Here is a 24746-nt window from a genome sequence, read left to right as displayed (position 1 = left end):
CCGCCGAGGTCGTTATCAGGATGGCTCATGTCGAGGTCGAGGTGATCGAAGTGGCGGGCGAGGTGGCTATTCAGTCCCCTCGCCGACCTTCGTTGCTGACTTCGATCGAGCGCGCGCTCGGTCTTGCCGTGGAAATCCCGGCGGCGATCCTGGTCGTCGCCGAGATCGTGATCCTGTTTGCAGGCGTGGTCGCGCGCTACGGCCTGCACCGTCCGCTGATCTGGTCGGACGAGCTCGCCTCGATCCTGTTCCTGTGGCTCGCCATGCTGGGCGCGGCGGTTGCGTTCCGCCGCTCCGAGCACATGCGCATGACCGCGGTCGTCGCGAGTGCCGGTCCAGCGATGCGCGCCTATCTCGATCTGGTCGCGACTGCTGCGGCCCTGGCGTTCCTGATGCTGATCGTCTGGCCGTCCGGCGATTATGCCTATGAGGAAAGCTACATCACCACGCCGGCGCTACAGATCTCCAATATGTGGCGCGCTGCCGCGCTGCCGGCCGGCATCGGCCTGATGGCGGCGTTCGCCTTGCTGCGGCTGCTGCGCGCGGCCGACCATCGGATGGTCGCGGCTGCCGTCGTCACTGTTGCCGTCCTGATCGGCCTGTTCTGGCTGGCGGAGCCATTGCTGCGGCCGCTCGGCAATCTCAACCTCGTCATTTTTTTCGTCGGCGTCGCGGGCTTCTGCGTCTTCGCCGGCGTTCCCATTGCGTTCGGCTTTGGCCTGGCGATCTTCGGCTATCTCGCGCTCACAACACGCACCCCCGTCATGGTGCTGGTCGGGCGGATGGACGAGGGCATGAGCCACCTCATCCTGCTCTCGGTGCCGCTGTTCGTGTTCCTGGGGCTGCTGATCGAGATGACCGGAATGGCGCGGGCCATGGTGGCGTTCCTGGCCAGCCTGCTCGGCCATGTCCGCGGCGGCCTGCACTACGTGCTGGTCGGCGCGATGTACCTGGTCTCCGGCATTTCCGGCGCCAAGGCCGCCGACATGGCGGCGGTCGCGCCCGTGCTGTTTCCGGAGATGAAACAGCGCGGCGCCAAGCCCGGCGATCTCGTCGCGCTTCTGGCCGCCACGGGTGCCCAGACCGAGACCATTCCGCCGAGCCTGGTGCTGATCACGATCGGCTCGGTGACGGGCGTTTCGATTGCGGCGCTGTTCACTGGCGGCCTCCTGCCCGGCGTCGTGCTCGCGATCACGCTCTGCATGCTCGTGTGGTGGCGCTACCGCCATGAGGACATGAGCCACGTCCGCCGCGCGACGGGTGGTGAGATCGGCAAGACCTTCATCGTCGCCCTGCCCGCGCTCGCACTGCCCTTCGTGATCCGTTACGCCGTGGTCGAGGGTGTCGCGACCGCAACCGAGGTCTCCACCATCGGCATCGTCTATGGCGCGCTGGTCGGCCTCCTCGTCTACCGCCGGTTCGACTGGCAGCGGCTGTTTCCGATGCTGGTCGAGACTGCGGCGCTGTCGGGCGCGATCCTCCTGATCATCGGCACGGCGACCGGCATGGCCTGGGGCCTGACGCAATCAGGCTTCTCGCGCTCGCTGGCTGCAGCCATGACCGGATTACCCGGGGGAGCTGCGACCTTTATCGCCGTCTCGATCCTGGCTTTCACCATCCTCGGCAGCGTGCTGGAGGGCATCCCCGCGATCGTGCTGTTCGGGCCGCTGCTGTTTCCGATCGCACGGGCTGTCGGCGTGCACGAGGTGCACTACGCCATGGTGATCATTCTCGCCATGGGTATCGGATTATTCGCCCCGCCCTTCGGCGTCGGCTATTATGCAGCCTGCGCCATCGGACGCGTCGACCCGGCTGAAGGCATCAGGCCGATCTGGGGCTATCTGCTGGCGCTGCTCGCGGGATTGATCATCGTCGCGATCTTCCCCTGGATCTCGATCGGATTCCTTTGAGGCGCGGTTAAGGAGGTGTCGATGAGTGAGCGGCTGAACCAGTACAATATCGGCCTCGACAGGACGCCCGCCAACTACGTGCCGTTGAGCCCGCTGAGCTTCCTCGCGCGCAGTGCCGCCGTTTATCCCGACCACCTCAGCACCGTCTACGAGGGACGCAGCTTCACCTGGGCGCAGACCTATGAGCGCTGCAGGCGTTTTGCGTCCTGGCTCGCGAGCAAGGGCATCGGCTCCGGCGACACCGTAGCGGCGATGCTGCCGAACATTCCGGCCATGAACGAGGCACACTTCGCCGTGCCCATGACCCGCGCCGTGCTCAATGCGCTGAACATCCGTCTCGATGCGCCCTCCATCGCGTTCCAGCTCGACCATGGCGGTGCCAGGATCATCCTGGTCGATCCCGAGTTCTCCGGCGTGATCACCGACGCGCTGGCGCAGATGACGGGCCCCAAGCCGCTGGTGGTCGACGTCGACGACGCCTCGTTCAAGGGCGGCGAACGCATCGGCGAGATCGCGTATGAGGAAGCTGTTGCGCAAGGCGATCCAGGCTTCGCGGCGATCACGCCGAATGACGAGTGGGACGCCATCGCACTGAGCTACACCTCGGGCACGACAGGCAATCCCAAGGGGGTCGTGACCCATCATCGCGGCGCCTATCTCAACGCCGTCAGCAACATCCTTGCCGGCAATCTCGGCCAGCATCCGGTCTATCTCTGGACGCTGCCGATGTTCCACTGCAACGGCTGGTGCTTTCCCTGGACCATTGCGGCGTCAGCCGGCATTAATGTCTGCCTGCGCAAGGTCGAGCCGACCAAAATCTTCGAGCTGATCAAGCAGCACGGCGTCACCCACATGTGCGGCGCGCCGATTGTCTACAACACGCTGATCAACGCGCCCGATGCGCCCAAGGGCACCGCCGCGCGCGGCGTCGTCGGCTTGATCGCAGGGGCTGCACCGCCGGTCGCGGTGCTCGAAGGGGCCGAAAGCATCGGTATCAAGCTGACGCATGTCTACGGCCTGACCGAGGTCTACGGCCCCGCTTCCGTCTGTGCCGAGCAGCCCGGCTGGGACGAACTCCCCGCTCCCGAACGCGCGCGGATGAAGCGCCGGCAGGGCGTGCCCTACCCGCTCGAGGAAAGCGTCACCGTCATCGATCCGCAGACGATGCAAGCGGTGCCGCGCGACGGCGAGACCATCGGCGAGGTCATGTTCCGCGGCAACATCGTGATGAAGGGCTACCTCAAGAACGAGAAAGCGACGAAGGAAGCTTTCGAGGGTGGTTGGTTTCACACCGGCGACCTCGGCGTGCTCGACGAGCACGGCTACGTCATCATCAAGGACCGCTCCAAGGACATCATCATTTCCGGCGGCGAGAACATCTCCTCCGTCGAGGTCGAGGACATCCTCTACAAGCACCCGGCCGTGCTGTTCGCCGCCGTGGTCGCAAAGCCCGATCCGAAGTGGGGCGAAGTGCCCTGCGCCTTCGTCGAACTGAAGGACGGCGCAAGCGCGAGCGAAGCCGACATCATCGCGTTCTGCCGCAGCCACATGTCGGGCTTCAAGACGCCGAAGGCCGTCGTGTTCGGGCCTATCCCGAAGACGTCCACGGGCAAGATTCAAAAATTCCTGCTGCGCAACAAAGTGGATTCTGCGAAGGCGATTACAGCCTAGACCAGCGGCGCGTGCGGAGGCTGCCTCGAGCTCGAGGAAAAGACTTCCGCCCACCCGCCGCAAGGCGGCAGGTGGAAGGCCTCGCCGGATTTACATCTTCTTGTAGGCGTCGACCACCGCCTGGCCGTCGGGCCCTGCCTTCTTGAGCCAGTCGGAGGTGAGCTGCTCGCCGATCTTCTGGAAACCTGCCTTGAGCGCCGGGCTTGGCGGCTCGATGGTCATGCCTTTCGCCTTGAGCTGGTCGATGTACCAGGTGCTCTTGTCCTGCCAGGCCTTCCAGCCGCGGGTTTCCGCCGTTGCCGCCGCCTTGAGGATGGCCTCCTGGCTCGGCTTGTCGAGCGCGTCGAACGCGGCCTTGTTGACGAAAGTGTAGTCCTTGGGAATCCAGGCCTGCACGTCGTAGAAGTACTTCAACGACTCCCACGCCTTGGCGTCGTAGCCGGTGCCGCCGGACGACATGAACGAATTCACGACGCCAGTCGCCAGTGCCTGCGGCAGCTCCGCCGCCTGGATCGTGACCGACTGCGCGCCGACCAACTCGCCGATGCGCGCGGTTCCGACATTATAGGCTCGCCATTTCAAGCCCTTCATGTCCTCGATCGTGGCAAGCGGCTTGTTGACATAGACGCCCTGCGGGGCCCACGGCACGACGAACAGCAGCTTGAGACCCTGCGCATCGAGCTTCTTGGCGATCGCGGGCTTGGAGGCCTGATAGAGCTTCATCGCGTCCGGGAAGCTGGTCGCGAGGAACGGCACGACGTCGATGCCGAACAGCGGATCCTCATTCTCGTGGATCGACAGCAGCACCTCGCCCATCTGCGCCTGCCCGGTCATCACCGCGCGCTTGATGTCCGGCGCCTTGAACAGCGAGGCCCCCGGATGGACCGTGATCACGAGCTTTCCGGACGTGGCAGCTTCGACGTCCTTGGCGAAGGCGGCCAGGTTTTCGGAATGCGGATTATCCGCTGGATAGGCTGCCGGCAGATTCCATTTGGTCTGGGCCAAAGCGGGTGTCGCTGCCATCACGAGGCCGGCGATCAAGGATGCGCGGTATAAACGAGACATCATCGGGCTTCTCCTCACAGTCAATTTGAATGCGCTCAGTCTGGAAAGGCGAGCTTGGGTAGGAACATCACGATTTGCGGATACTCGGTGATGATGAACACGGCGGAGAGCAGCAGGACGAAGAACGGAAACGCTGCCCGCGCGACGGTGAAAGTGTCGCGGCCGCTCATGTTCTGGAGCACGAAGAGATTGAATCCGACCGGCGGCGTGATCTGAGCCATCTCGACGTGAATGATGAGGTAGACGCCAAACCAGACCAGGTCGAGGCCGGCCTGCTTGACCATCGGCAGCACGATGACGGCGGTCAGAACGATCATCGAGATGCCGTCGATCAGGCAGCCGAGAATGATGTACATGATGCTCAGATACAGCGCGAGCATGCCCGGCGTGAGCTGCTGCCCCTGCACCCATGTGGCGAGCGCGGCCGGAATGCCCGTATAGGCCATCGCAGCCGTCGTGTAGGCCGCACCCGCCAGGATCAGCATGATCATGCAGGTCAGGCGCGTCGCGCTCATGATGCTCTCGAGGAAGTTCTTGCGCGTCAGCGTGCCGCTCCACCATGCCAGAAGCAGCGCGCCTGAGACGCCCCATGCGGCGCATTCAGTGGCGGTCGCGAATCCGAGCACCAGCGAGAGGAAAACCGCCAGGATCAGCAGCAGACAGGGCGCAAGCTTCGCCGACTCGCGCAGCTTCTGCCGGAACGGCATCGGCGGATCGCGCGGCGGAATCTTCTTCGGGTTAAGCAGCGACCAGATGATGATGTAGCCCGAATAGAGCACCATCACGAGCACGCCAGGCAGGAATCCGCCGAGGAACACCTGCAGCACGGAGACATTCGCCGTGACCGCGTAGACCACCATGGGGATCGAGGGCGGAATCAGGAGACCGAGCGTGCCCGCACCTGCGAGCGATCCGAGGCTCAGGCCCTTGTCGTAGCCGCGCTTGTCGAGTTCAGGCAGCGCGATCTTGCCGATCGTCGCGCAGGTCGCCGCCGAAGAGCCCGAGACCGCCGCGAAGATGCCGCAGCCGATCACGTTGACATGAGTGAGGCGCCCGGGCAGCCACTGAACCCAGGGCGACAGCCCTCGGAACATCTCTTCCGATAATTTAGTGCGGAAGAGGATCTCGCCCATCCAGATGAACAGCGGCAGCGCGGCCAGCGTCCACGACGAGCTTGCGCTCCAGGTGGTGGTGGCGAGCACGGCGCCGAGCGGCAGGCTCGTGGTGAGTGCCATCGCCACGAAGCCGACGAGGCCGAGCGAGACCGCGATCCAGACGCCGCTTCCCAGCAGCAGGATCATGACGCCGAGCAGGACGAATGACAGCTCGATCATGCCGAGATTGGCCATGGTCAACCTCCGCCGCCCTGCGAAATGCGCTCGATGAACTCGTCCGGCGTCTCTTCCGGCGAGCCCTTCTCGTAGCTCGGCCGGTTGCCACTGATGACGCTGATCATTTCATCCACGAGCGCGATCGACAGGATCGCAAGACCGCCGGCAAAACCGAGCTGCGGAATCCAGAGCGGAAGTGCGACGACGCCCTGCGCGATATCGTTGAAGCGCCAGGAATCGTACGTCATCTGCACCGCATACCGGGTGAAATAGAGAATGAAGGCGGTGGCGATCCCGAGCGCCACGATCTCCGCGATCTGCTTGGTCCGCCCGTGCAGCTGTTCCAGCAGCAGGCCGACACGGATCATCTCTCCGCGCTTGAAGGTGTGCGCAAGGCCGAGGAAAGCCATCGCGGCCATGCACCAGGACGCGAAATCATCGCCGGCGGGAATGTTGATCGCAAATTGGCGCCCGACCGACATGACCATCATGATCGCAAAGATCGCAACCATGAAGACGCCGGCGGCGTAGCCTGCTCCGAGATAGAGGAGATCCAGAGCGCGGCGCACCAGTCCCCCAGCCATTACCTCGTCCCCTGTCACGCAATCCCCACCCCTCAACACGCGGCGATCAGGCGATCACATATCGCTCGCCGACCGTCCTGCCTCAATATCGCCCTTGCCCAACGCCTGTCTTTCAGACGTTAGATCAACATGATGCAGCCGATGCAAGCAAGGACTATGCCTGCTTGCGGCGGAATTTCTACTGCAGGTTCAGTGCGTCTCCAGCCGCAGCCCGTCAAAAGCGGGCACGACGCCGGGGGGCAGCGATTGCCGGATCACCTCGTAATCCACGTCGGACGCCATGTTGGTGATGACCGCGCGCTTCGGCTTGAACCGTTCGATCCAGGACAGCGCGTCATTGATGCTGAAATGGCTGACATGGCCAGTGTAGCGCAAGCCGTCGACGATCCAGAGGTCCAGATTTTCCAGTGCCCCCCAGCTCTCGCGCGGAATGTCGTTGAGATCCGGTGTGTAGGCTGCATCCCCGATGCGATAGCCGAGCGCCGGAATGTTGCCATGCTGGACCAGAAAGGCGGTCATCGTCACGGGGCCGCCCTTCCCCACAATGGTCTGGCTTTCGCCCGCCTCGATCGAATGCCGCGTCAGGATCGGCGGATAGTCGCTGCCCTCCGGCGAGATGAAGCAATAGGAGAACCGCGACAGGATATCCTTGGCGGTCGACTGATTGAGGTAGGTCGGGATGCGCTGACGCATTTTCATGACGACCGAACGCAGATCGTCCATGCCGTGGGTCTGGTCGGCGTGTTCATGCGTCAAGAACACCGCGTCGACGTGATCGACATTGGTTGAGAGCAATTGCTCGCGCAGGTCCGGCGAAGTGTCGATCACGATGCGCGTGGTGCCGTGCTCGGAGGTCCGTTCGACCAGCAGCGAGCAGCGGCGACGGCGGTTCTTGGGATTGTTGGGATCGCAGGCGCCCCAGCCGAGCGCCGGGCGCGGCACGCCGGCGGAGGAGCCACAGCCCAGGATCGTCAGCGTCAGCGTCATGCGGTTTCCGGTTTCAAGCTTTCACCTTCGAGAACAGGCGGAAGAAGTTTTCGCTGGTCTGGCGCGAGATCTCCTCGAGCGACACGCCGCGCGTCTCGGCCAGCACTTTTGCAACCTCGACTACATAAGCCGGTTCGTTCCGTTTGCCCCGGAACTTGCCCGGCGCAAGATAGGGCGAGTCCGTCTCGACCAGAATACGATCGGAGGGCAGTTCGGCTGCGAGCGCGCGCAAGGCCTCCGACCTCTTGAAGGTCAGGATTCCCGTGAAACCGATATAGAGCCCGAGCGACACCGCCTTCAGCGCCAGCTCACGCCCGCCCGTGTAACAATGCAGCACCGCGCGAAACGGTCCCTTTGCCACCTCGTCTTCCAGGATGCGTGCGCAGTCCTCGTCGGCTTCGCGGGTGTGGATCACCAGCGGCAGGCCGGTGGTGCGGGCGGCGGCGATGTGGGCGCGAAAGCCCCTCGCCTGCGCCTCCGGCGAGCCGTTGTCGTAGAAATAATCGAGCCCGGCCTCGCCGAGCGCGACGACCTTGGGATGCTCGGTCAACGCAACCAGCTCGTCCGGCGCGATGCCGTCTTCCTCATCCGCGTTGTGTGGATGGGTGCCGACCGAGCAATAAACGTCGTCATAGCGATCGGCGATCGCGAGCAGTCCCTTCAGGCGCAGTACCCGCGTCGAGATCGTGACCATGCGCCCGATGCCGGCCGCGCGTGCGCGCGACACGATCCCGTCGAGATCTTCCGCAAAGTCCGGAAAGTCCAGATGGCAGTGGCTGTCGACCAGCATCGCGCGAACGTCCTAGGCTGCTGGCTCGATGTAGCGCGGGAACGCCGGCGTCGGCGCCGGCAGCGTCGAGCCTGGCGCGATCCGCTTGGCGCCGCCGAGCATGGCGAAGCTGCGCTCGCTCGCGGGAACGCCGAGGCTGTCGAGCAGCAAGCCCGAGGCGGTTGGCATCGCGGGCTGGGCCAGGATCGCGATCTGGCGCACGACTTCGGCGGTGACGTAGAGCACCGTCTTTTGCCTGGCCGGATCGGTCTTGGCGAGCGCCCACGGCGCCTCGCCCGCGAAATAGCGGTTGGCCTCCGCGACCACGGCCCAGACGGCGTTGAGCCAGTGATGAATCTGCTGCGTCGCCATTGCCTCGCGTGACGCGGCGATCATGCCGTCCGCCATCGCCAGGATCGCTTTGTCGTTGTCGCTGAACTCGCCGGGCTCGGGCAATACGCCGCCGAGCTGCTTGGCGATCATCGACAGCGAGCGCTGTGCCAGATTGCCGAGATCGTTGGCGAGATCGGCATTGATGCGCGCAACGATGGCCTCGTGGTTGTAATTGCCGTCCTGTCCGAACGGCACCTCGCGCAGGAAGAAATAGCGCATCTGGTCGACGCCATACTGGTCGGCGAGGTTAAAGGGATCGATGACGTTGCCGACCGACTTCGACATCTTCTCGCCCCTGTTGAACAGGAAGCCATGCGCATAGACCCGCTTCTGCACGGGGATGCCGGCCGACATCAGGAACGCTGGCCAATACACCGCATGGAAGCGGATGATGTCCTTGCCGATGATGTGCACGTCGGCAGGCCAATAACGCCAGTTCTTGTCGCTCTCGTCGGGGAAGCCGACACCGGTGATGTAGTTGGTGAGCGCGTCGACCCAGACATACATCACGTGCTCTTCGTCGTCGGGCACCTTGACGCCCCAGTCGAACGTCGTGCGCGAGATCGAGAGATCGCGGAGGCCGCCCTTGACGAAGCTCACGACCTCGTTCTTGCGGGAGTCCGGCCCGATGAAATCGGGACGATCCGCGTAGAGCTTCAGCAGCTTGTCCTGATACGCCGACAGACGGAAGAAGTAGCTCTTCTCCTCGACCCATTCGACAGGCGTGCCCTGCGGCCCGAGCCGCACGCCGTCATCGTTCAGACGCGTCTCGTCTTCGGCGTAATAGGCTTCGTCGCGCACGGAATACCAGCCGGCATAGGTATCGGCATAGATGTCGCCATTGGCAGCCATCCGTCGCCATATCTCCTGGCTGGAGCGATGATGCTGCTCCTCGGTGGTGCGGATGAAGCGGTCGAACGACACGTTCAGGCGCTCGTCCATCTCCTTGAAACGGCCGGCATTGCGCGCAGCGAGCTCCGAGGCGGGCATTTTTTCGCTGGCCGCGGTCTGCACCATCTTCTGGCCGTGCTCGTCGGTGCCGGTCAGGAAGAACACATCCTTGCCGTCGAGTCGCGCGAAGCGCGCCAACGTATCGGTGGCGATCGCCTCATAGGCGTGGCCGATATGCGGGCTTCCATTGGGATAGGCGATCGCAGTCGTGATGTAGAAGACGTTGTCGCGCGCGGGGGCGGCCAGGGGCGTGCTGGCCTGCGGCGCTACGACCGGCTCCGGCCCGCGGAGGACTTTGGGTTTCGATACATTGGGCTTCGCAGCCTTTGGCGGCGTGGCAACAGGAGCCGGTGCGGCGGTCACGGCAGGCGCTGCCACCCTCGCCTTCTTGCTTACCTTCTTCGCAGGAGCCTTGTTTTTCGCCGAAGCCTTGCGTTTCGCCGAAGCCTTGGCTGGCTTTTTGGCCGCTTTCTTCACCGTCTTCTCGGCAACGACGTTCTTCGCAACCTTCTTGCCGACCTTCTTTGCCGTCTTCGCAGTGCTCTTCTTCACTGCCTTCTTGGCGGCCGCTTTCTTGGATTTAGTGGCTTTCTTGACCTTCTTGGCAGCTTTGCGCGTGAGCGCCTTCGCGGCCTTTTTCCCGGCTTTCTTTACGGGCTTCTTGGCAGCTTTCTTCTTGCTGCTCTTGCCTTTAGCGCTTTTCTTAGCTCGCGTTGCCACGACAAATTCCTTTACCGACTTCTCGAAATTTGGAAACGAACCTGCGCCTAGCGCGTTGCGTCCGCCAGCCAGCCGAACACCGAGAAAACCAAGGGCTTTCGCTCCAGATTGTAGGTTTCGGTGTCGCGCGCGGCGCGGACGATCTTTTCCCATACCTCAGCTAGGCGCGCAAGGCGCGGCAGGTTCTGGTTGGCGTTGGCCTCGTCCGCATGCAGGCGTTCCGCGATCCAGCGATCGATGCCGTCGATGAAGGCGGCGAGTGCGACGCGATCGCTGGTGCCGAGCGAATCGCCGAGCGTGTGCAATTCGCGCGGATCGACCTGCGGCAGGCGCGCGAGCAGCGCCGCCGTGCGCTGCTGAAGTTTCAGAGCGTCGCCGCCGAGCAGCGTCAGGGCCCGTGCAACGCTGCCCTCGGAGGCCTCCGCGACCTCGCGCAGCGCAGGATCGTTCGGATCGAGCTCGGCGGTCGATGCCGCCGCGCCAATCACGTCGTCAGTGGCGAGCGGGCGCAGGCGCAGCTTGCGACAGCGCGACTGGATCGTGGCGAGCACGCGCGCGGGCGCGTGGCTCACCAGAAGGAACAGCGATCGCTGTGGCGGTTCCTCGAGAATCTTCAGAAGCGCGTTGGCCGCGTTTGGATTGAGCTCGTCGACGGTGTCGACGATGCAGACGCGCCATCCCTCGGCGGCGGCCGTTGAGCCGAAGAAGCTGATGGTCTCACGCGTCTCGTCTACCGTGATCACAGTGCGCATCACGCCGCGATCGTTCGCGGTGCGCTCCAGCGTCAGCAGGCCGCCATGCGAGCCGGCCGCCACTTGCCGCGCCACGGCGTGATCAGGATCGATCGCAAGGTCTTCGGCATTCTGCACGGCTGCCGCCAGCGGCTGGCCGTGGGCGAGCACGAAGCGCGCCATGCGATAGGCCAGCGTCGCCTTGCCGATGCCTTGCGGCCCGCCGATCAGCCAGGCATGCGGAATCCGCCCGCTGCGATAGGCCGCGAGCAGCGCCGTCTCGGCCTCGCGATGTCCGAACAGCCGCGAGGTCTCGCGCGGTTGCGGAATGGCGCTTTCGCGCTCGGTCTGACGCGGGCTCATGCGGAAACCACCGAGGCCGGTGTCGCAAGCAGACGATCGCGCAGCGCTGTCCAGACTCGTGCCGCGACCGTGTCCGGGTCGGAATTGGCGTCAATCAGCACGCAGCGCGCGGCATCGTCCGCAGCGATCTTGCGATAGGCCTCGCGGAGGCCCTGATGAAAACTGAGCTGCTCGCCTTCGAACCTGTCCGGCGTGGCGTTGCCGCGGCGTGCGGCGGCGCGCTGGAGGCCGATCTCGACCGGCAGGTCGAGGATGATGGTGAGGTCCGGCTTGAGATCGCCGATCGTGACTCGCTGCATCGCGTTGATGAGACCGATTGAAACCTTGCCGAGGCTGCCCTGATAGGCCCGCGTGGAATCGGCAAAGCGGTCGCACAGAACCCAGGTGCCCTGGTTGAGCGCCGGCAGGATCACGGTGCGGACATGGTCGTCGCGGGCAGCGGCGAACAGCAGCGTTTCCGCCTCGGGGCCCAGCAGCCTGCCCATTCCCGACAGCACCAGATGACGCATGATCTCGGCGCCCGGCGATCCGCCCGGCTCACGCGTGACCCGAATGCGCAACTTTGCCGCCTTGAGGCGGTCGGCGAGCTTTTTGATCTGGGTCGATTTGCCGGTGCCCTCGCCGCCTTCAAAGGTAATGAAGCGTCCGCGCCCGGACGGCCGCTGTACCGCGCTCTCACTCATGGTCAGAGCTTCTCGGCGCCTGCGCGGAACATGCCGACTACGAGCTCGCTGGCACCGTCGATCGCGCGCCGCACGGTCGAGCCGGTACCGATCGCCTCGGCCGCATAGACCGGCGTCTCCACCGCGATGTTGCCGCTGCGCCAGACCTTGACCACACCGACCCGCTGGCCCGCTTCGACCGGTGCCCGCACGGGCCCGCTATAGACGACGCGCGCAATCAGCTTGTCGCTGCCGTTCTTGTGCACCATCACCTTCACCGGATTCTTGGCGACCAGCTTCACCGATCGGCTCTCGCCGCCGAACACCTTGGCGTAGCCGACGGGCTGATCGGCGGCGATCAACGTGCGGGTCTCGAAATTGCGGAAGCCCCATTCCAGCATCTTCTTGGCTTCCGTGGCGCGATCCTCGGGATCGTCGAGCCCGTTGACGACGACGATCAGCCGCGTGCCGTTCTGCACCGCCGAGCCGACCATGCCGTAGCCGCCTTCCTTGGTGTAGCCGGTCTTGAGACCGTCGGCACCTTCCATCGAATTCAGCAGCGGATTACGGTTGGGCTGGCGGATCTTGTTCCAAGTGTACTCCTTCTCGCCGAACAGTTTGTAGAACTCCGGAAAGTCCAGAATGATATGCCGGGCAAGGATGCCGAGCTCGCGCACGGTCATCTTGTTGGCGGGGTCGGGCAGCCCGTTGGAGTTACCGAAAGTCGATCTGGTGAGGCCGAGCTCGCGGGCGCGCTTGGTCATGAAGTCGGCCGCGAAGATTTTCTCGTTGCCCGCCATGGCCTCGGCCAGCGCGATGCAGGCGTCGTTGCCGCTCTGGATGATCGCGCCGTGCAGGAGATCGTCGACCGAGACCTTGCTGTTGATGGCGGCGAACATGGTCGAGCCGCCCGAGGGCGCCCCGCCCCGGCGCCAGGCGTTCTCGCTGATCCGGTACTCGTCGGTCAGCTTGATGTCGCCCTTCTTGATGGCATTGAAGACGACCTCTGCGGTCATCAGCTTCATCATGCTGGAGGGCGCGCGCAGCTCGTCGGCGTTCTTCTCGAACAGCACGCTGCCGCTGGAGGCTTCGATCAGGATGGCGGTCGGAGCATCGCCGTCGAAGCCGGCGTCGTCCGCCTTCTTGGCGCCCTGGACGCTCTGGTTGGCGGCCAGAACCGCCCCACCCCAACCTATGCCCACAGCCAGAACCGTCGCGATCAAGCCGCGCACCAGCGCTCCGGCGGTGAAGCGGCTGCGACGTAGCGAAGAAGGACGTAATGCCATGGCCAAGCCCTGAGAGCGGCGTTCTAACAGCTGGTACCGGTGCGAACAACACGAGGTTGGAGGCCTGCCGCGAGATTGCACGATTCTCGCCGCGCCCCTATCGTGGCGCCTTATGTTTCTCGACCAAACCCCTGAAACAAGGCGGAAAAGCGATGTCTTCCACCCGTGTGATCAAGACCAACGGCATCGATCTCTTCATCCGTGAAGCCGGCCAGGGTCCACTGGTGGTGCTGTGCCATGGCTGGCCGGAGCTGTCCTATTCCTGGCGCCACCAGATCCCGGCGCTCGCCGAGGCCGGGTTTCGCGTCGTCGCCCCCGACATGCGCGGCTACGGCCAGAGCGCCGCGCCGCCTGACATCGCCGCCTACTCGATCTTCGACACGGTTGGCGACGTGGTCGGCCTCGTAAAGGCGCTGGGCGAGACCAAGGCGATGGTGGTCGGTCACGATTGGGGCGCGCCGGTGGCTTGGCACGCGGCGCTGTTCCGGCCCGACATCTTCACGGCGGTCGCGGGCCTGAGCGTGCCGCCGCCGTTCCGCGGCCGTGGCAAGCCGCTCGACCTGTTGCGCCAGGGCGGCGTCACTAATTTCTACTGGCAGTATTTCCAAACCCCCGGCGTCGCAGAGGCCGAGCTGGAGCGAAACGTCGCCCGCACCATGCGCATCGTGCTGGGGGGACGGGGCCTGGCCGATCCCAGCGCCGCCATGTTCGTGCAGGAGGGCAAGGGCTTTCTCAGCCACGCCACCGCCGAGGAGCCACTGCCCGGCTGGCTTAGCGAGGCTGATTTGGCCTATTTCACCGAGAGCTTCCGAAAGTCCGGCTTTCGCGGCGGGCTGAACTGGTACCGCAACATCGACCGCAATTGGGAGCTGACGGCGCCCTGGCAGGACGCGCAGATCCGTCAGCCCTCGCTGTTCATCGCCGGCTCCAGGGACGCCGTCATCACCGGGCTGATCGGCGCCAAGCGCGTCAACGAGCTCGAGCGCGTGCTGCCCAATCTGAAGCGAAAGCTGATCATCGAGGGCGCCGGCCATTGGGTGCAGCAGGAACGGGCCGACGAGGTGAACGCGGCGCTCGTGGCCTTCTTGAGGGAGAGCGCGGCCTAGTAGAGGCCGCGGCCGCTCAGGATGTTGCGGGCTTCGGCGGCGCCGTCGGCCGATGAGGACGCGTTCTCGGCGGCGTAACGGCCGTCCTCCTCGTAGGACACGGCGCGGGCGTTCTGGACCGCCCGGCCCCGGCTGCGGCTCGAGGCCGACATTTCCGAGGTCGCATTGAGCGAGGCCATGTCGGCCGAGGTGGTGCCGAGATTATAGGGCCGCCCCTCCGGCATCGGCACGTCACCGCGAATGGCAGCGCGGCTCGATCCCGGCAATTCCGGCACGAAGGGCCTTGCCGAGGCGACACGGACCATCGAAGGCGATGGCGCCGGGACGCCGGTGCGCAGGGTTGCCAGAAGCTGGCGGTCGTCGGAGCCTTCAAGCGGCGCCCGGCCGACATATTCGACCCGAACCTTGGCGACACCATTTCCTTTGAATTCAAGGAGTTCGGCAGCCTTGTTCGAGACGTCGATGAGGCGATTGCCATGATAGGGCCCGCGGTCATTGACGCGGACGATCAGCGACTTGCCGTTCGAGACATTGGTCACCCGGGCGTAGGACGGCATCGGCAGGGTCGGATGCGCGGCGGTCAGCGAGGTCATATCGAACACTTCGCCATTGGCGGTCAGCCGGCCGTGGAAATCATCGCCGTACCAGGAGGCCATGCCCTCGGCGCGATAGTTGACGTCCTCCTCCGGCACATAGGTCCGGCCGGCCACGACATAGGGCTTGCCGACACGGTAGGCGCCGCCGCCCTTCGGGACCGGATCACCCAGAGCCACAACCCGGGGGCTCGAGGACACGCCGTATTTCGGATCGACGCGGCTGGCGAACTTGTTGGAGGACGCGCAATTGGCAAGCGCAAGACAGGTTGCGACCGCCGCAACAGCACGCGCGGCCCGCAAAACCGAATCTGACCGTCGGATCCCCATGCGCCCCAAATACCACTTCGCCGGAGGCGTACCCATCCCGCTATGCTACGGGGAGCGCCGTCCAGTCCTCTTATCCGAAGCGGCCCACCACCGCGTCGGAAGCAGTAACGATAACGCAACCCGAACACGGCGGAAATGGGGAGCCCACCGCGATCCCGCCGGGATGGTAAACGGGACGTTCGCATTTTTCCGTTGTTCTAGGGAGCGACGGCGTCTGCTGTGCAACGGCTGGACATTCTGTTGCGCCAAATCCTCACTCCACCCCCATTGTCGCGCCGCTCGCCGAAATTCTTTTGACTGTGCAAGGCCGCACGCGTTTTCTCGGATGCAAGGGCGGATCTGGAATTTAACGATGATCGAGACGGTTTCGGCACTGATGGGTTTGGTAAGCGCGGGGATCTTCCTGGCCCATGCGTTTGAAGGCTACCGCACGAGGGCCTAAAGGCACTCGCGCGAACGGCAAGCATCACCTCTTTCGAGACGGCGCGTTCGGCGAATTCTGATCGATCCGACCGAGCATCGAAGACAAGAGCGGCAGGTGTCCCATGCGCAACCATGACCTGGTATCCGATGGCTTCCTGGCATTGACCGCCGGCGGCTTGGTCCTGCTCTGCTCGAGCCTCGTGGCCTTGGCCTTCGCCTGAGCGCCGCCACCGGGTCATCAGCACTTCCCCGCACATACCGCTGAAGCTGGCTGGTCAGAAATAGGCGCACCGCCCGATCCCGGCCGTCGCACGGCCGAAGGTGGGACGCGCACCGCTCTTCCGCCGGCCGTCTTGTCGGGCTAGGTGAAAGCGAGATCGTCTCGATCGCGCTGCTGCGCACTTTCATCGAGGCCGGCAATCTCGGCTCGGACCGGACCGGCTTCACCGAGACCGGCGTGATGTGGCAGGTCCTGATCCACATCACTTTAATTCTCCCGGCGATCGGCATCGCCTATGTCGACAAGCTCAGCGATTGCGGAATGCGAAAGCTCGGCGCCAGCCAGCTCGGCTGGGCCGAGATCGTTTACCATTCATTAAGCAGACTCAGCGCCGCATGGCTTGGGCACACCGAGAGCTGACGCATGAACAAAGAGCTGCGGGAGTTTCGACGGCTTGAACGGGTCTGCCTGGAGCAGGCCGCGCTATGCGACATGGATCTCACGCGAAGCGGGCTGCTCAAAGTCGCCGACGACTGCCGGGCGGCGGCCGAAGCGATCGGCGCGCGATCGCCACGGGGCGCATTTGCAGTCGCCGTTTACGCGCTGAAGCATGCCTTGAGCCCGACGCGCATTCCCGGCCGGCACTAACGACGAAGAAAGGCGACGGACGGGGTACCCGTCAGCCCTTGGCCTCGGCCTGTTCGCGCGCGAGGCGCTCGGCTCTCAACCGCTCCTTGTTGGCGTAAAACGCCTTCTGCGCCACTTCATGATCGCGCATGGCCTTTTCGGCCTCGATCCGGCGTGCCGCATCGCGCGCCTGGCGCTGTTCGGGGGTCAGGGGTTTGCGTCGGAATGAAAGGTCTTCAGTCATGCCAAGAGAACGCGGCGGCAAGGGAAAAGTTCCGCGTGTTCCGCTGAGTGGCACGTTTGGCGGCCCAAATATTGCGAAAACAACCCCATGCACAGTAGCCAAGTCCTTCTGCAGGAAGGATTTTTCCATCATGCGCCTGAGGCCGCGGGCCCGTCGGACAAGGCGAGACGATCATCTCCCGTCGGCGGAGATCTCGATGTCCGCAATCACAGGCAAATGGTCTGAATAGGCCCTCGCCTCTGCGTCGGTCCAGACTTTCCCGATCCGGCTGTCGGACGTTGCATAGATCCGGTCAAGCCGCATCAGGGGTACGCGCGACGGGAAAGTTCGCAGCTGCGTCCGGTTTGGGCAGACCTGCGCGAGCACGCGCCGTACCGATCTGACCCAGAACCAATCGTTGAAATCGCCGAGAACGACGGTCCTTGCCGGCTTCACCAGGCTCACCAGAGCCCGGGCTTGCGCATAGCGCTCGTGGATACTCAAGCCGAGATGCGTGGCCACCACGCGCACATCGCCGGCAGGCGTCAGCAAATCCGTGGCAATCGCTCGACGCGGCTCCCGCTCGCGATACGACACGTCGACGATCTCGGGCACGGCGGCGAATGGAAAGCGGCTCAGGAGCATCTGACCGTAGTCGCCGTCCGCCGTGACGATCGACTTGGCGTGAATACGGTGATCGCCGACGACACTCGCCAGCTTCGCAAACGGATCGTCTGACCGCGATCGCGAATCCACCTCCTGAAGCGCGACGACATCGGGGCCCCATTTGCGAACGATGGAACAGATACCCTCCAGATCGAACTTCGGATTGAGGTTGAACGTGCCATGCACATTCCACGTCATGAAGCGCATCGGCGCCATCAGCGCCTCCCGGCGAGCCAGGTCGCGACGAATTGCGCGCCTGCGCAGATCGCGAGCCACCCAAGGAACGCCAGCACGAGCAGCAATATGTTGGTCCAGGATGCATTCCTGGCCAGATCCGCGATCTGGGCGCCCAGAACTGCCATTGCGAGAATCCCGGGCGTCATGCCCAGCAGAGTTCCGACCAGGAAATCGCGCAGAGGCAGCGTGCTCGCACCAGCCACGACGTTCACGACCGAGAACGGCGCGATCGGAATCATCCGGATGACGACGACGGCCAGAATGCCCTTGCCGACGACGCGTTCCTGGATGCGCGCGGCACGTCGCCCCAGCAGACGCTGAAGGCGTTCTCGGCCGAGCACCCTCCCGATCGCAAAAAGGATGAAGGCGCTGAGCAAGACGCCCACCATCGCGGTGACGAAACCCAGCCACGGTCCGAGTGCGGCGGCAGTTGCCGCAATGAGGACGAGAACCGGAAACACGACCAGTCCGCCGACGACAAAAGCTGCGATCGCGAATGGCGGTCCCCAGACCGACTGCGCGTAGGCAGACAGGAATTTCAAGATCCGGCCCGCATCGGCAAAATCGCTCAAGGACGTGTACGACCAGGCTATCGCCAGTCCCAAAAGCGCCACGGCTATGGAAACGATCCCGATGATCGTCTTTGTGGTCCACATGCGAGATGCCGCCCGTTCGAGATGAAGAGGCCGTTCAGGATCCGCAACCGGCTGTACCATCGTGGCCAGTGTGCTGGTCAGGACCGAGAACTCCACGTCCCGCAGCGCCTTCGTCCCGCCGGCGCTCGAGACGTCGTCCAGCAGCGCAAAAAGACGATCGTCATGTTGTGCGACAGCCTGTTCATCGACACCGCAGAAATGAGCGACCAGGCGATGGCGAACCGATGTGATGAAAGCCCTGTGCTCGTCGGACGAGGCTTCAAAGATGAGATCGCATTCGCTGTCGGCGCCCATTGAGCGATTGTTCAAGTTCGCCGAGCCAATTCTGAGGATGCGGTCATCGACGATCATGAGCTTGCTGTGCACCATCACGGCAGCCTCGGTGTTCCCGCTGCGCGAAACCGGATGGACGAAGCGGATACGATCCGCGACGCCGGCCGCGCTGAAGCAGTCGATAAAGGCGCCACGACCGTTCTGCATGGCCTGGGATTCCACCCACGAGGAATGCAGTCTTGGCGTGACGACCAGAACCCGCAGCGAAGGCACACGCAGCATCTGCTCCGCCAATTCACGCGCGATCTTGATGGCGCTGGTAAACTGGTTTTCGATGTAGACGAAGCGCGTCGCTGACCGGATCGCTGCGATCAACGAGCGTTCGACCTCCCTGATCGTCGAACCTGTGGGACAGACCACCTCGGTCCTGGCGATACCCACCGGCAAGTGCTCGGCCTCGACCGGCACATTCGCCGGCCACCGGATGCTCTTCGGCGCGCGCCGATCACGAACCTGTTGGCCTGCCGCGCGCCAGCGTTCCTCTGCGAGTTCAAACAGCCGTGCCGCAGCGTCCCCGTCGACGATGCATTGAACATCATGAAACGGCGGGTACGGCTTGCCCTGGGGATCGCAGCGCAAGGCGTGATCAGCGCGATGATCACTCGTGTCCCAGCGCCTGATGGTCAGATCGAGCCCGCCGACGAACGCGAGGGAACCGTCTATACAGACGATCTTCTGGTGTTGGGCCGAGCCAAACGGAAGCGTGGCATCGAGATGAAAGCGGACGCGGCCATCCGTGTCGGCGGTGAATTTTGCCGCGGAATTCCATTCCCTTTCGGAGGCATAAAACGAGACGAAGTCCCAGACGAGGATGTTGATCTGCAAGGCGGGACGCCGTCGAACCAGCGCGCGCAGGAATGGGCCAAGCTGTTCCGGCAAGCCGTCATCCGCCTGCCCGGAATCTCCGACCAGCCGGGTCTCGCTATGGATGTCCCATCCGATGACGAAGACGAGATCTTGCGCCTCCAGCAGCGCATTACGCAGGGCCGCGAAATATGCGGCAGCATCGTTCAGAACCGCCACGCGCCGCGCCTTGCACCGTCGCCAAACGGTGTCGCCGGGGATCAGGTTCGACGAACTCTGAAGCAGGTGGACCTCGCAATTTGCATTCGCGTCTAAACGCTCCGAACGCTCAAGCGGTTCCACGTGTTCAGGACTGCAGGCGACTGCACGGCAAGTGGTGCCGGCGTCACGGCGCCCGCTTCGGCACAGTCCCCGATCTATTTTGTTCGGACAGTCTTTGCACCGGCGTCTCTCAAGACGTCTGCGATCTTCTCAGGGGCGTCGCCGTGAAAATCCACGGACACCTCGATCCGACCTTCCAGCTTCTGATGCCCCTCCGGCGCAGGCGCGGCTTTGGCGTCAGGACCGGCCGAGCGTGTCCCCGACGTGTTCGCATCGCCAGCGGGCTGCACGAAGACGTCGCTTCGCGGCACGCCGCATTCCTGCACGACATGCTCAACCGCAAGCTCGGCGCCGCGTCGCGTGTCGAATTCTCCGATGATGGTACTTTCCAAGGGCGCACTCCGTGGATGGACGAGAGTGCGAATAACGGGCGAATTGGGGCCAGGTTCCTGATGTTCAGAACCGGAGTATCCCGAACAGGACAAGCAGCGCGACAGAGATCAAGCCGGATACAAGCAGCGAGCCCAAGCACCCTAGCCGGTTGGAGAAAAAGAAGAACATGCGTAGCCCGCAGTGAAGCGTTTCCACCGAGCTAATTGTTCAACATCGACAGCGTTCCGAGGGACCCTCTTGTGTCCTGATCGTCGACCGCGTGACTCGTGAGCGAATTGGCCGTGTTCCGGAGCGCGATGGGCAAGAACTATTCCATGCGCGAAACGTTGAGTTCGCGATGTCCGATGCTTTTGATTATTTTCGCGCGCATGCCATTCGGGCGCTGTGCAAGGCCCGGGCGATGCCGCGCGGACGTGTGAAGCATCTGCAGTTCGTGGTGGCCCGGATTTATCACCTGCTTACCAAGGAGGCCGCGTACGGCCCCAACCTGCAGCATATGGATGACTTCCGGGCAGCCCAGAAGCTCGAGGAGTCCATCGACTGAATTGAAATGACGGTGACGCTGCACGCCCTCCGCCGATGCGTTCAGCGCCCTTTGGGAGCGGTCCTTGACTGCGACTCGCCAAGGGACTCGCCAAGCCAGGGATTGATGGCGAGCGACGCACCGGCGGCGCCGCCGGCTTCATAGGCCGTCATCGACACCATCCGGCTGGTGCTGCGCTGGGTCCGCATCTTCAGGTCGAGCTTGTCGAGCTCCGCATCGACCACCGAGGTCTTGAGGACCACCAGCCCGCGGCCGGTGCTTTCGTTGACCTGATCGCGGCTGGCCTTGATTGACAGCAGCCTGTCCGCGATCGACGCCACCATCCCGAGCGCGAAGGACGCATTGGCCAGATGCCGCTCCTGGTGCCGGAACCTGCTGTAGTCGGCCGAGGTCTTGAAGCGGCCAAGCTCGGCGCGCACGGCGCTGTCGATCAATTCGGCCAGATAATGCGCGACCTCGATATCAGCGCCGAGACCGAAGAACACATAGCTGCTCTCGCCGGCCGCGTTCTTCTCGCGCCAGACCCGACAATCGCAGAAACGAGCGATCGCGCCGATGCAGTCGTCCAGGGGAATTCGCTTCTTGCGATGGGTCTCGTAGACCCTCCGTTCGCACGGCGAGGCGCGAAGTTCGACGTCGGAGAGCGACAAATCATGGCGATCCAGCAGTTCGGCGACCTTGGCAGCGGCAGACAGCGCCTCGTCCTCGGTGCAGCCATTGGCGATCGTCTTGGCGCGCAACGCATGAATGCGGAGCTTGAGCTTGTCGAGCGCGGCCGGGTTGGACGTCTGATTCACCGATCACCTGCCCGGGAAAAGCCCGACCGATAGACCCGTCGGATAAACTGGCGGAAGGGGTGGGATTCGAACCCACGGTACCCTTGCGGGCACGCCGGTTTTCAAGACCGGTGCCTTAAACCACTCGGCCACCCTTCCAAGTCCGAATTGCTGTCGCTTAACGCAGTCGACGGCCCAAGGCAACGCGAAGTTGGCGCCTCGCCTCCGGCGTATGCGCCTGCCCTCTGTCAGGCGAGCGTCAGCTTGTTCCTCTAGCTTGGCGACAGGTTCGGCGCCACCGCGCGCCGACGTCTCGGCAATCCGACACTGGCGACACCTCCCAGGGCGTCGCCGGTTGCGAGGCCCGGCAGGATCTGTCTCCAGGTCCGGGCCTCGTTTTGCGGCGCGCAACAGAAAACGGCGCCCCGTGAGGAGCGCCGCTCGAAGCCTTCCTCGTCCTTGGCCTCAGTACCCGCAGGAGGCGCAGTTCATCTGCACCGGGGCGTAATAGGAATAACCTGGCTGGACCATCTCGACGCGCTGGCGGGTGGCGTATTGCGGCGGGATCTGCTGGTACTGCACGCTCGGCGGCGCCACCATCACGGTCTGCGGCACCATCACGGTGCGATACTGCGCCGGCGTGCGGTGCGCGACCGTGGCGCCGGGCGAGACCATCACGGTCTCGTCGACGGTGCGGTATTGCGGCTGCACGTATTGCTGCTGATAGCAGGTGGTGCACGGCGGGGGTGCGTAGCAATTGTGGCAGCCGGCGGAGGCCGCGCCCGTCATGGAAATCGCGGCGACGGCGGTGGAGAAAACAACGGCGAGAGTACGAGACATTGCGGTGGTGCCCCAATTGCCAAAATGGATTTGCGAAGGTCGGCGCAGTATACGCCGCAAACTTCCGGGCTGCCGATGTTCGTCGGGGCATCCTTAATGCAAACGGCCGGCGAAAGCCGGCCGTTCAGAATTTGTTGACCATCCGCGTGAGGCGAATGTTGCGAATGCTCAGTTCGAACGACGCTTCACCTCACGCACCGCGCCGCGCGCGGCGCTGGTGGTGAGCGCTGCGTAGGCCTGCAGCGCGGTCGAGACGTTGCGCTTGCGGCCAATCGCCTGCCAGGCGGCATCGCCCTTCGCCTCTTCCGCGGCGCGGCGCCTGGCCAGCTCCTCGTCGGAGACCTCCAGGGTGATGCTGCGGTTCGGGATGTCGATCGCGATGCGGTCGCCGGTCCGCACCAGACCGATGTTGCCGCCTTCGGCCGCTTCCGGCGACAGATGCCCGATCGACAGGCCCGACGAACCGCCCGAGAAGCGTCCGTCGGTGACGAGCGCGCAGGCCTTTCCGAGGCCCATCGATTTCAGATAGCTGGTCGGATACAGCATCTCCTGCATGCCGGGGCCGCCGCGCGGGCCTTCATAGATGATGACCACGACCTCGCCGGCAACGACCTTGCCGCCCAGAATGCCTTCCACCGCCGCGTCCTGGCTCTCGAACACGCGGGCCGGACCTGTGAATTTCAGGATCGAGGCGTCGACGCCCGCGGTTTTCACGATGCAGCCGTCCTGCGCGAGGTTGCCGTAGAGCACGGCCAGACCGCCATCCTTGCTGAAGGCGTGTTCGAGGTTACGGACAACGCCCTTCTCGCGATCGATATCGAGCTCGTCGTAGCGGCGCTCCTGGCTGAACGCGACCTGGGTCGGAATGCCGCCTGGCGAGGCGCGGAAGAAAGTGCGGACGGACTCACTCTTGGAGCGCTTGATATCCCAGCGCTCCAGCGCATCGTTCATGGTCGGCGCATGCACGGTCGTGACCGAGGTGTCGATCAGCCCGGCGCGGTCGAGTTCGCCGAGAATGCCCATGATGCCGCCGGCGCGGTGCACGTCCTCGACGTGGACGTCGGCGACCGACGGCGCGACCTTGCACAGCACGGGCACGCGGCGCGACAGCCGGTCGATGTCCCCCATGGTGAACGCGACCTGCCCTTCATGGGCGGCGGCGAGCAGATGCAGCACGGTGTTGGTCGAACCGCCCATCGCGATGTCCAGCGTCATCGCGTTCTCGAACGCCTTGAAATTGGCGACATTGCGCGGCAGCACGGAGGCGTCGTCCTGCTCGTAGTGGCGACGCACGATGTCGACGATGGTGTGGCCGGCTTCGACGAACAGTCGCTTGCGATCGGCATGGGTCGCCACCACCGTGCCGTTGCCGGGCAGCGCAAGACCAAGTGCTTCCGTGAGGCAGTTCATCGAATTGGCCGTGAACATGCCCGAGCACGAGCCGCAGGTCGGGCATGCCGAGCGCTCGATCACCTTGACGTCCTCGTCGCTGACCTTGCTATCGGCGGCGGCGACCATGGCATCGATCAGGTCGACCGCCTTGGTCTTGCCCTGCAGCGTGACCTTGCCGGCTTCCATCGGACCGCCGGAGACGAACACGGCGGGGATGTTGAGGCGCAGCGCCGCCATCAGCATGCCGGGCGTGATCTTGTCGCAATTGGAGATGCAGACCATGCCATCGGCGCAATGCGCGTTGACCATGTACTCGACGCTGTCGGCGATCAGCTCCCGCGACGGCAGGCTGTAGAGCATGCCGTCATGGCCCATGGCGATGCCGTCATCGACGGCGATGGTGTTGAACTCCTTGGCGACGCCGCCGGCCTGCTCGATCTCGCGCGCGACGAGCTGGCCGAGGTCCTTGAGATGGACGTGGCCGGGCACGAACTGGGTGAAGGAATTGACCACCGCGATGATCGGCTTGCCGAAATCGGCATCCTTCATACCGGTCGCGCGCCAGAGGCCGCGGGCACCCGCCATATTGCGGCCGTGGGTGGTGGTGCGGGAGCGATAGGCTGGCATGGCGGTTTCCGTCCTCGGTTTGGCCGGGCGGGCGGAAAAATATGGAGCCGCCTCAGGCCTTTGTGGCCGGATAGCGCACGCGGGGAACGCGCGCAACGGGAACTTGAGCCGGACAGGGCTCCCCTGCTCCCGGCGCGGGCACGGCCGTTCCCCGGGCGCAGCGCAGCGTGCAACGGTGCGCTGCAGAACCGGGGTCCAGAGCGGCATGGGTC

The 24746-nt window shown here is 64.2% G+C and carries 22 protein-coding genes, 1 tRNA gene and 1 pseudogene; 6 read left to right on the top strand and 18 right to left on the bottom strand.

Annotation, left to right across the window (positions count from 1 at the left end):
• Positions 1-20 precede the first annotated feature (20 nt).
• A complete protein-coding gene (locus IVB28_RS15720; RefSeq protein ID WP_247527363.1) occupies positions 21-1910 on the top strand; it encodes a TRAP transporter large permease subunit in 1890 nt (629 codons plus the stop codon).
• A gap of 21 nt (positions 1911-1931) precedes the next feature.
• Positions 1932-3581 carry an acyl-CoA synthetase gene (locus IVB28_RS15715; RefSeq protein WP_247527362.1) on the top strand — a complete coding sequence of 550 codons (1650 nt, stop codon included), beginning with the start codon at positions 1932-1934 and terminating at the stop codon, positions 3579-3581.
• Positions 3582-3671: 90 nt separating this feature from the next.
• Here IVB28_RS15715 and IVB28_RS15710 read toward each other — a convergent pair whose 3' ends face one another.
• From IVB28_RS15710 to IVB28_RS15670, 9 genes are all read right to left on the bottom strand, one after another.
• Positions 3672-4649: a TRAP transporter substrate-binding protein gene (locus tag IVB28_RS15710; protein ID WP_247527361.1), complete on the bottom strand. Its 978-nt coding sequence runs from the start codon at positions 4647-4649 to the stop codon at positions 3672-3674.
• 32 nt (positions 4650-4681) lie between these two features.
• Complete coding sequence (locus IVB28_RS15705; RefSeq protein ID WP_247527360.1) at positions 4682-5995, bottom strand: TRAP transporter large permease subunit; 1314 nt, start codon at positions 5993-5995, stop codon at positions 4682-4684.
• Positions 5996-5997: 2 nt separating this feature from the next.
• A complete protein-coding gene (locus IVB28_RS15700; protein WP_247527359.1) occupies positions 5998-6561 on the bottom strand; it encodes a TRAP transporter small permease in 564 nt (187 codons plus the stop codon).
• Between the two features lie 189 nt (positions 6562-6750).
• Entirely contained in the window at positions 6751-7548 is a 798-nt protein-coding gene (locus IVB28_RS15695) for an MBL fold metallo-hydrolase (RefSeq protein ID WP_247527358.1), read from the bottom strand.
• A gap of 13 nt (positions 7549-7561) precedes the next feature.
• Positions 7562-8338, bottom strand: a complete 777-nt coding sequence (locus IVB28_RS15690; RefSeq protein WP_247527357.1) for a TatD family hydrolase — start codon at positions 8336-8338, stop codon at positions 7562-7564.
• A 12-nt stretch (positions 8339-8350) separates the two neighbouring features.
• Positions 8351-10381, bottom strand: a complete 2031-nt coding sequence (metG, locus tag IVB28_RS15685) for a methionine--tRNA ligase (RefSeq protein ID WP_247527355.1) — start codon at positions 10379-10381, stop codon at positions 8351-8353.
• 47 nt (positions 10382-10428) lie between these two features.
• Positions 10429-11475 (bottom strand): DNA polymerase III subunit delta', encoded by a 1047-nt coding sequence (locus IVB28_RS15680; RefSeq protein WP_247527352.1) that lies wholly within the window; start codon positions 11473-11475, stop codon positions 10429-10431.
• Positions 11472-12158, bottom strand: a complete 687-nt coding sequence (gene tmk, locus IVB28_RS15675; protein ID WP_247527351.1) for a dTMP kinase — start codon at positions 12156-12158, stop codon at positions 11472-11474. Before tmk ends, IVB28_RS15680 begins: the two co-directional genes overlap by 4 nt.
• Before the next feature lie 2 nt (positions 12159-12160).
• Positions 12161-13423 (bottom strand): D-alanyl-D-alanine carboxypeptidase family protein, encoded by a 1263-nt coding sequence (locus IVB28_RS15670; RefSeq protein ID WP_247527350.1) that lies wholly within the window; start codon positions 13421-13423, stop codon positions 12161-12163.
• 152 nt (positions 13424-13575) lie between these two features.
• Here IVB28_RS15670 and IVB28_RS15665 point away from each other — a divergent pair, with 152 nt between their 5' ends.
• Complete coding sequence (locus tag IVB28_RS15665) at positions 13576-14529, top strand: alpha/beta hydrolase (RefSeq protein ID WP_247527349.1); 954 nt, start codon at positions 13576-13578, stop codon at positions 14527-14529.
• Here the strand turns inward: IVB28_RS15665 and IVB28_RS15660 are convergent.
• Positions 14526-15452 (bottom strand): septal ring lytic transglycosylase RlpA family protein, encoded by a 927-nt coding sequence (locus IVB28_RS15660; RefSeq protein ID WP_247527348.1) that lies wholly within the window; start codon positions 15450-15452, stop codon positions 14526-14528. The genes IVB28_RS15665 and IVB28_RS15660 overlap by 4 nt on opposite strands.
• Before the next feature lie 805 nt (positions 15453-16257).
• Between IVB28_RS15660 and IVB28_RS15655 the strand changes: the two are divergent.
• Positions 16258-16425, top strand: a pseudogene (locus tag IVB28_RS15655) (TIGR00645 family protein); the annotation flags it as partial.
• A 93-nt stretch (positions 16426-16518) separates the two neighbouring features.
• Complete coding sequence (locus IVB28_RS15650) at positions 16519-16743, top strand: hypothetical protein (protein ID WP_247527347.1); 225 nt, start codon at positions 16519-16521, stop codon at positions 16741-16743.
• 31 nt (positions 16744-16774) lie between these two features.
• Here the strand turns inward: IVB28_RS15650 and IVB28_RS15645 are convergent, their stop codons facing one another.
• From IVB28_RS15645 to IVB28_RS15630, 4 genes are all read right to left on the bottom strand, one after another.
• Entirely contained in the window at positions 16775-16966 is a 192-nt protein-coding gene (locus tag IVB28_RS15645; protein ID WP_247528558.1) for a hypothetical protein, read from the bottom strand.
• Between the two features lie 171 nt (positions 16967-17137).
• A complete protein-coding gene (locus IVB28_RS15640) occupies positions 17138-17827 on the bottom strand; it encodes an endonuclease/exonuclease/phosphatase family protein (protein WP_247527346.1) in 690 nt (229 codons plus the stop codon).
• Positions 17827-19860, bottom strand: coding sequence for a VTT domain-containing protein (locus IVB28_RS15635; protein WP_247527345.1), 2034 nt, complete (start codon positions 19858-19860; stop codon positions 17827-17829). Before IVB28_RS15635 ends, IVB28_RS15640 begins: the two co-directional genes overlap by 1 nt.
• A gap of 197 nt (positions 19861-20057) precedes the next feature.
• Positions 20058-20354, bottom strand: coding sequence for a hypothetical protein (locus IVB28_RS15630; protein ID WP_247527343.1), 297 nt, complete (start codon positions 20352-20354; stop codon positions 20058-20060).
• Positions 20355-20692: 338 nt separating this feature from the next.
• On the opposite strand from IVB28_RS15630, the gene IVB28_RS15625 reads away from it, so the two are divergent.
• Positions 20693-20899 carry a hypothetical protein gene (locus IVB28_RS15625; RefSeq protein WP_247527341.1) on the top strand — a complete coding sequence of 69 codons (207 nt, stop codon included), beginning with the start codon at positions 20693-20695 and terminating at the stop codon, positions 20897-20899.
• 41 nt (positions 20900-20940) lie between these two features.
• Here the strand turns inward: IVB28_RS15625 and IVB28_RS15620 are convergent, their stop codons facing one another.
• The 4 genes from IVB28_RS15620 to ilvD all read right to left on the bottom strand — a co-directional run bounded on the left by IVB28_RS15620 (position 20941) and on the right by ilvD (position 24534).
• Complete coding sequence (locus tag IVB28_RS15620) at positions 20941-21696, bottom strand: DUF2786 domain-containing protein (protein ID WP_247527338.1); 756 nt, start codon at positions 21694-21696, stop codon at positions 20941-20943.
• Between the two features lie 48 nt (positions 21697-21744).
• Positions 21745-21834 (bottom strand) — tRNA-Ser (locus tag IVB28_RS15615).
• Positions 21835-22140: 306 nt separating this feature from the next.
• The gene (locus IVB28_RS15610; protein WP_247528556.1) at positions 22141-22464 is read right to left on the bottom strand and encodes a hypothetical protein; all 324 of its coding nucleotides are present in this window, start codon (positions 22462-22464) and stop codon (positions 22141-22143) included.
• Between the two features lie 219 nt (positions 22465-22683).
• Positions 22684-24534 (bottom strand): dihydroxy-acid dehydratase, encoded by a 1851-nt coding sequence (ilvD, locus tag IVB28_RS15605; protein WP_247527336.1) that lies wholly within the window; start codon positions 24532-24534, stop codon positions 22684-22686.
• Between the last annotated feature and the right edge of the window lie 212 nt (positions 24535-24746).

Source organism: Bradyrhizobium sp. 199 (genome assembly GCF_023073355.1).
GTDB lineage: Bacteria > Pseudomonadota > Alphaproteobacteria > Rhizobiales > Xanthobacteraceae > Bradyrhizobium.
The sequence above is the reverse complement of the archived record's forward strand: the minus strand, read 5'-3'. Positions and strand labels throughout refer to the sequence as shown.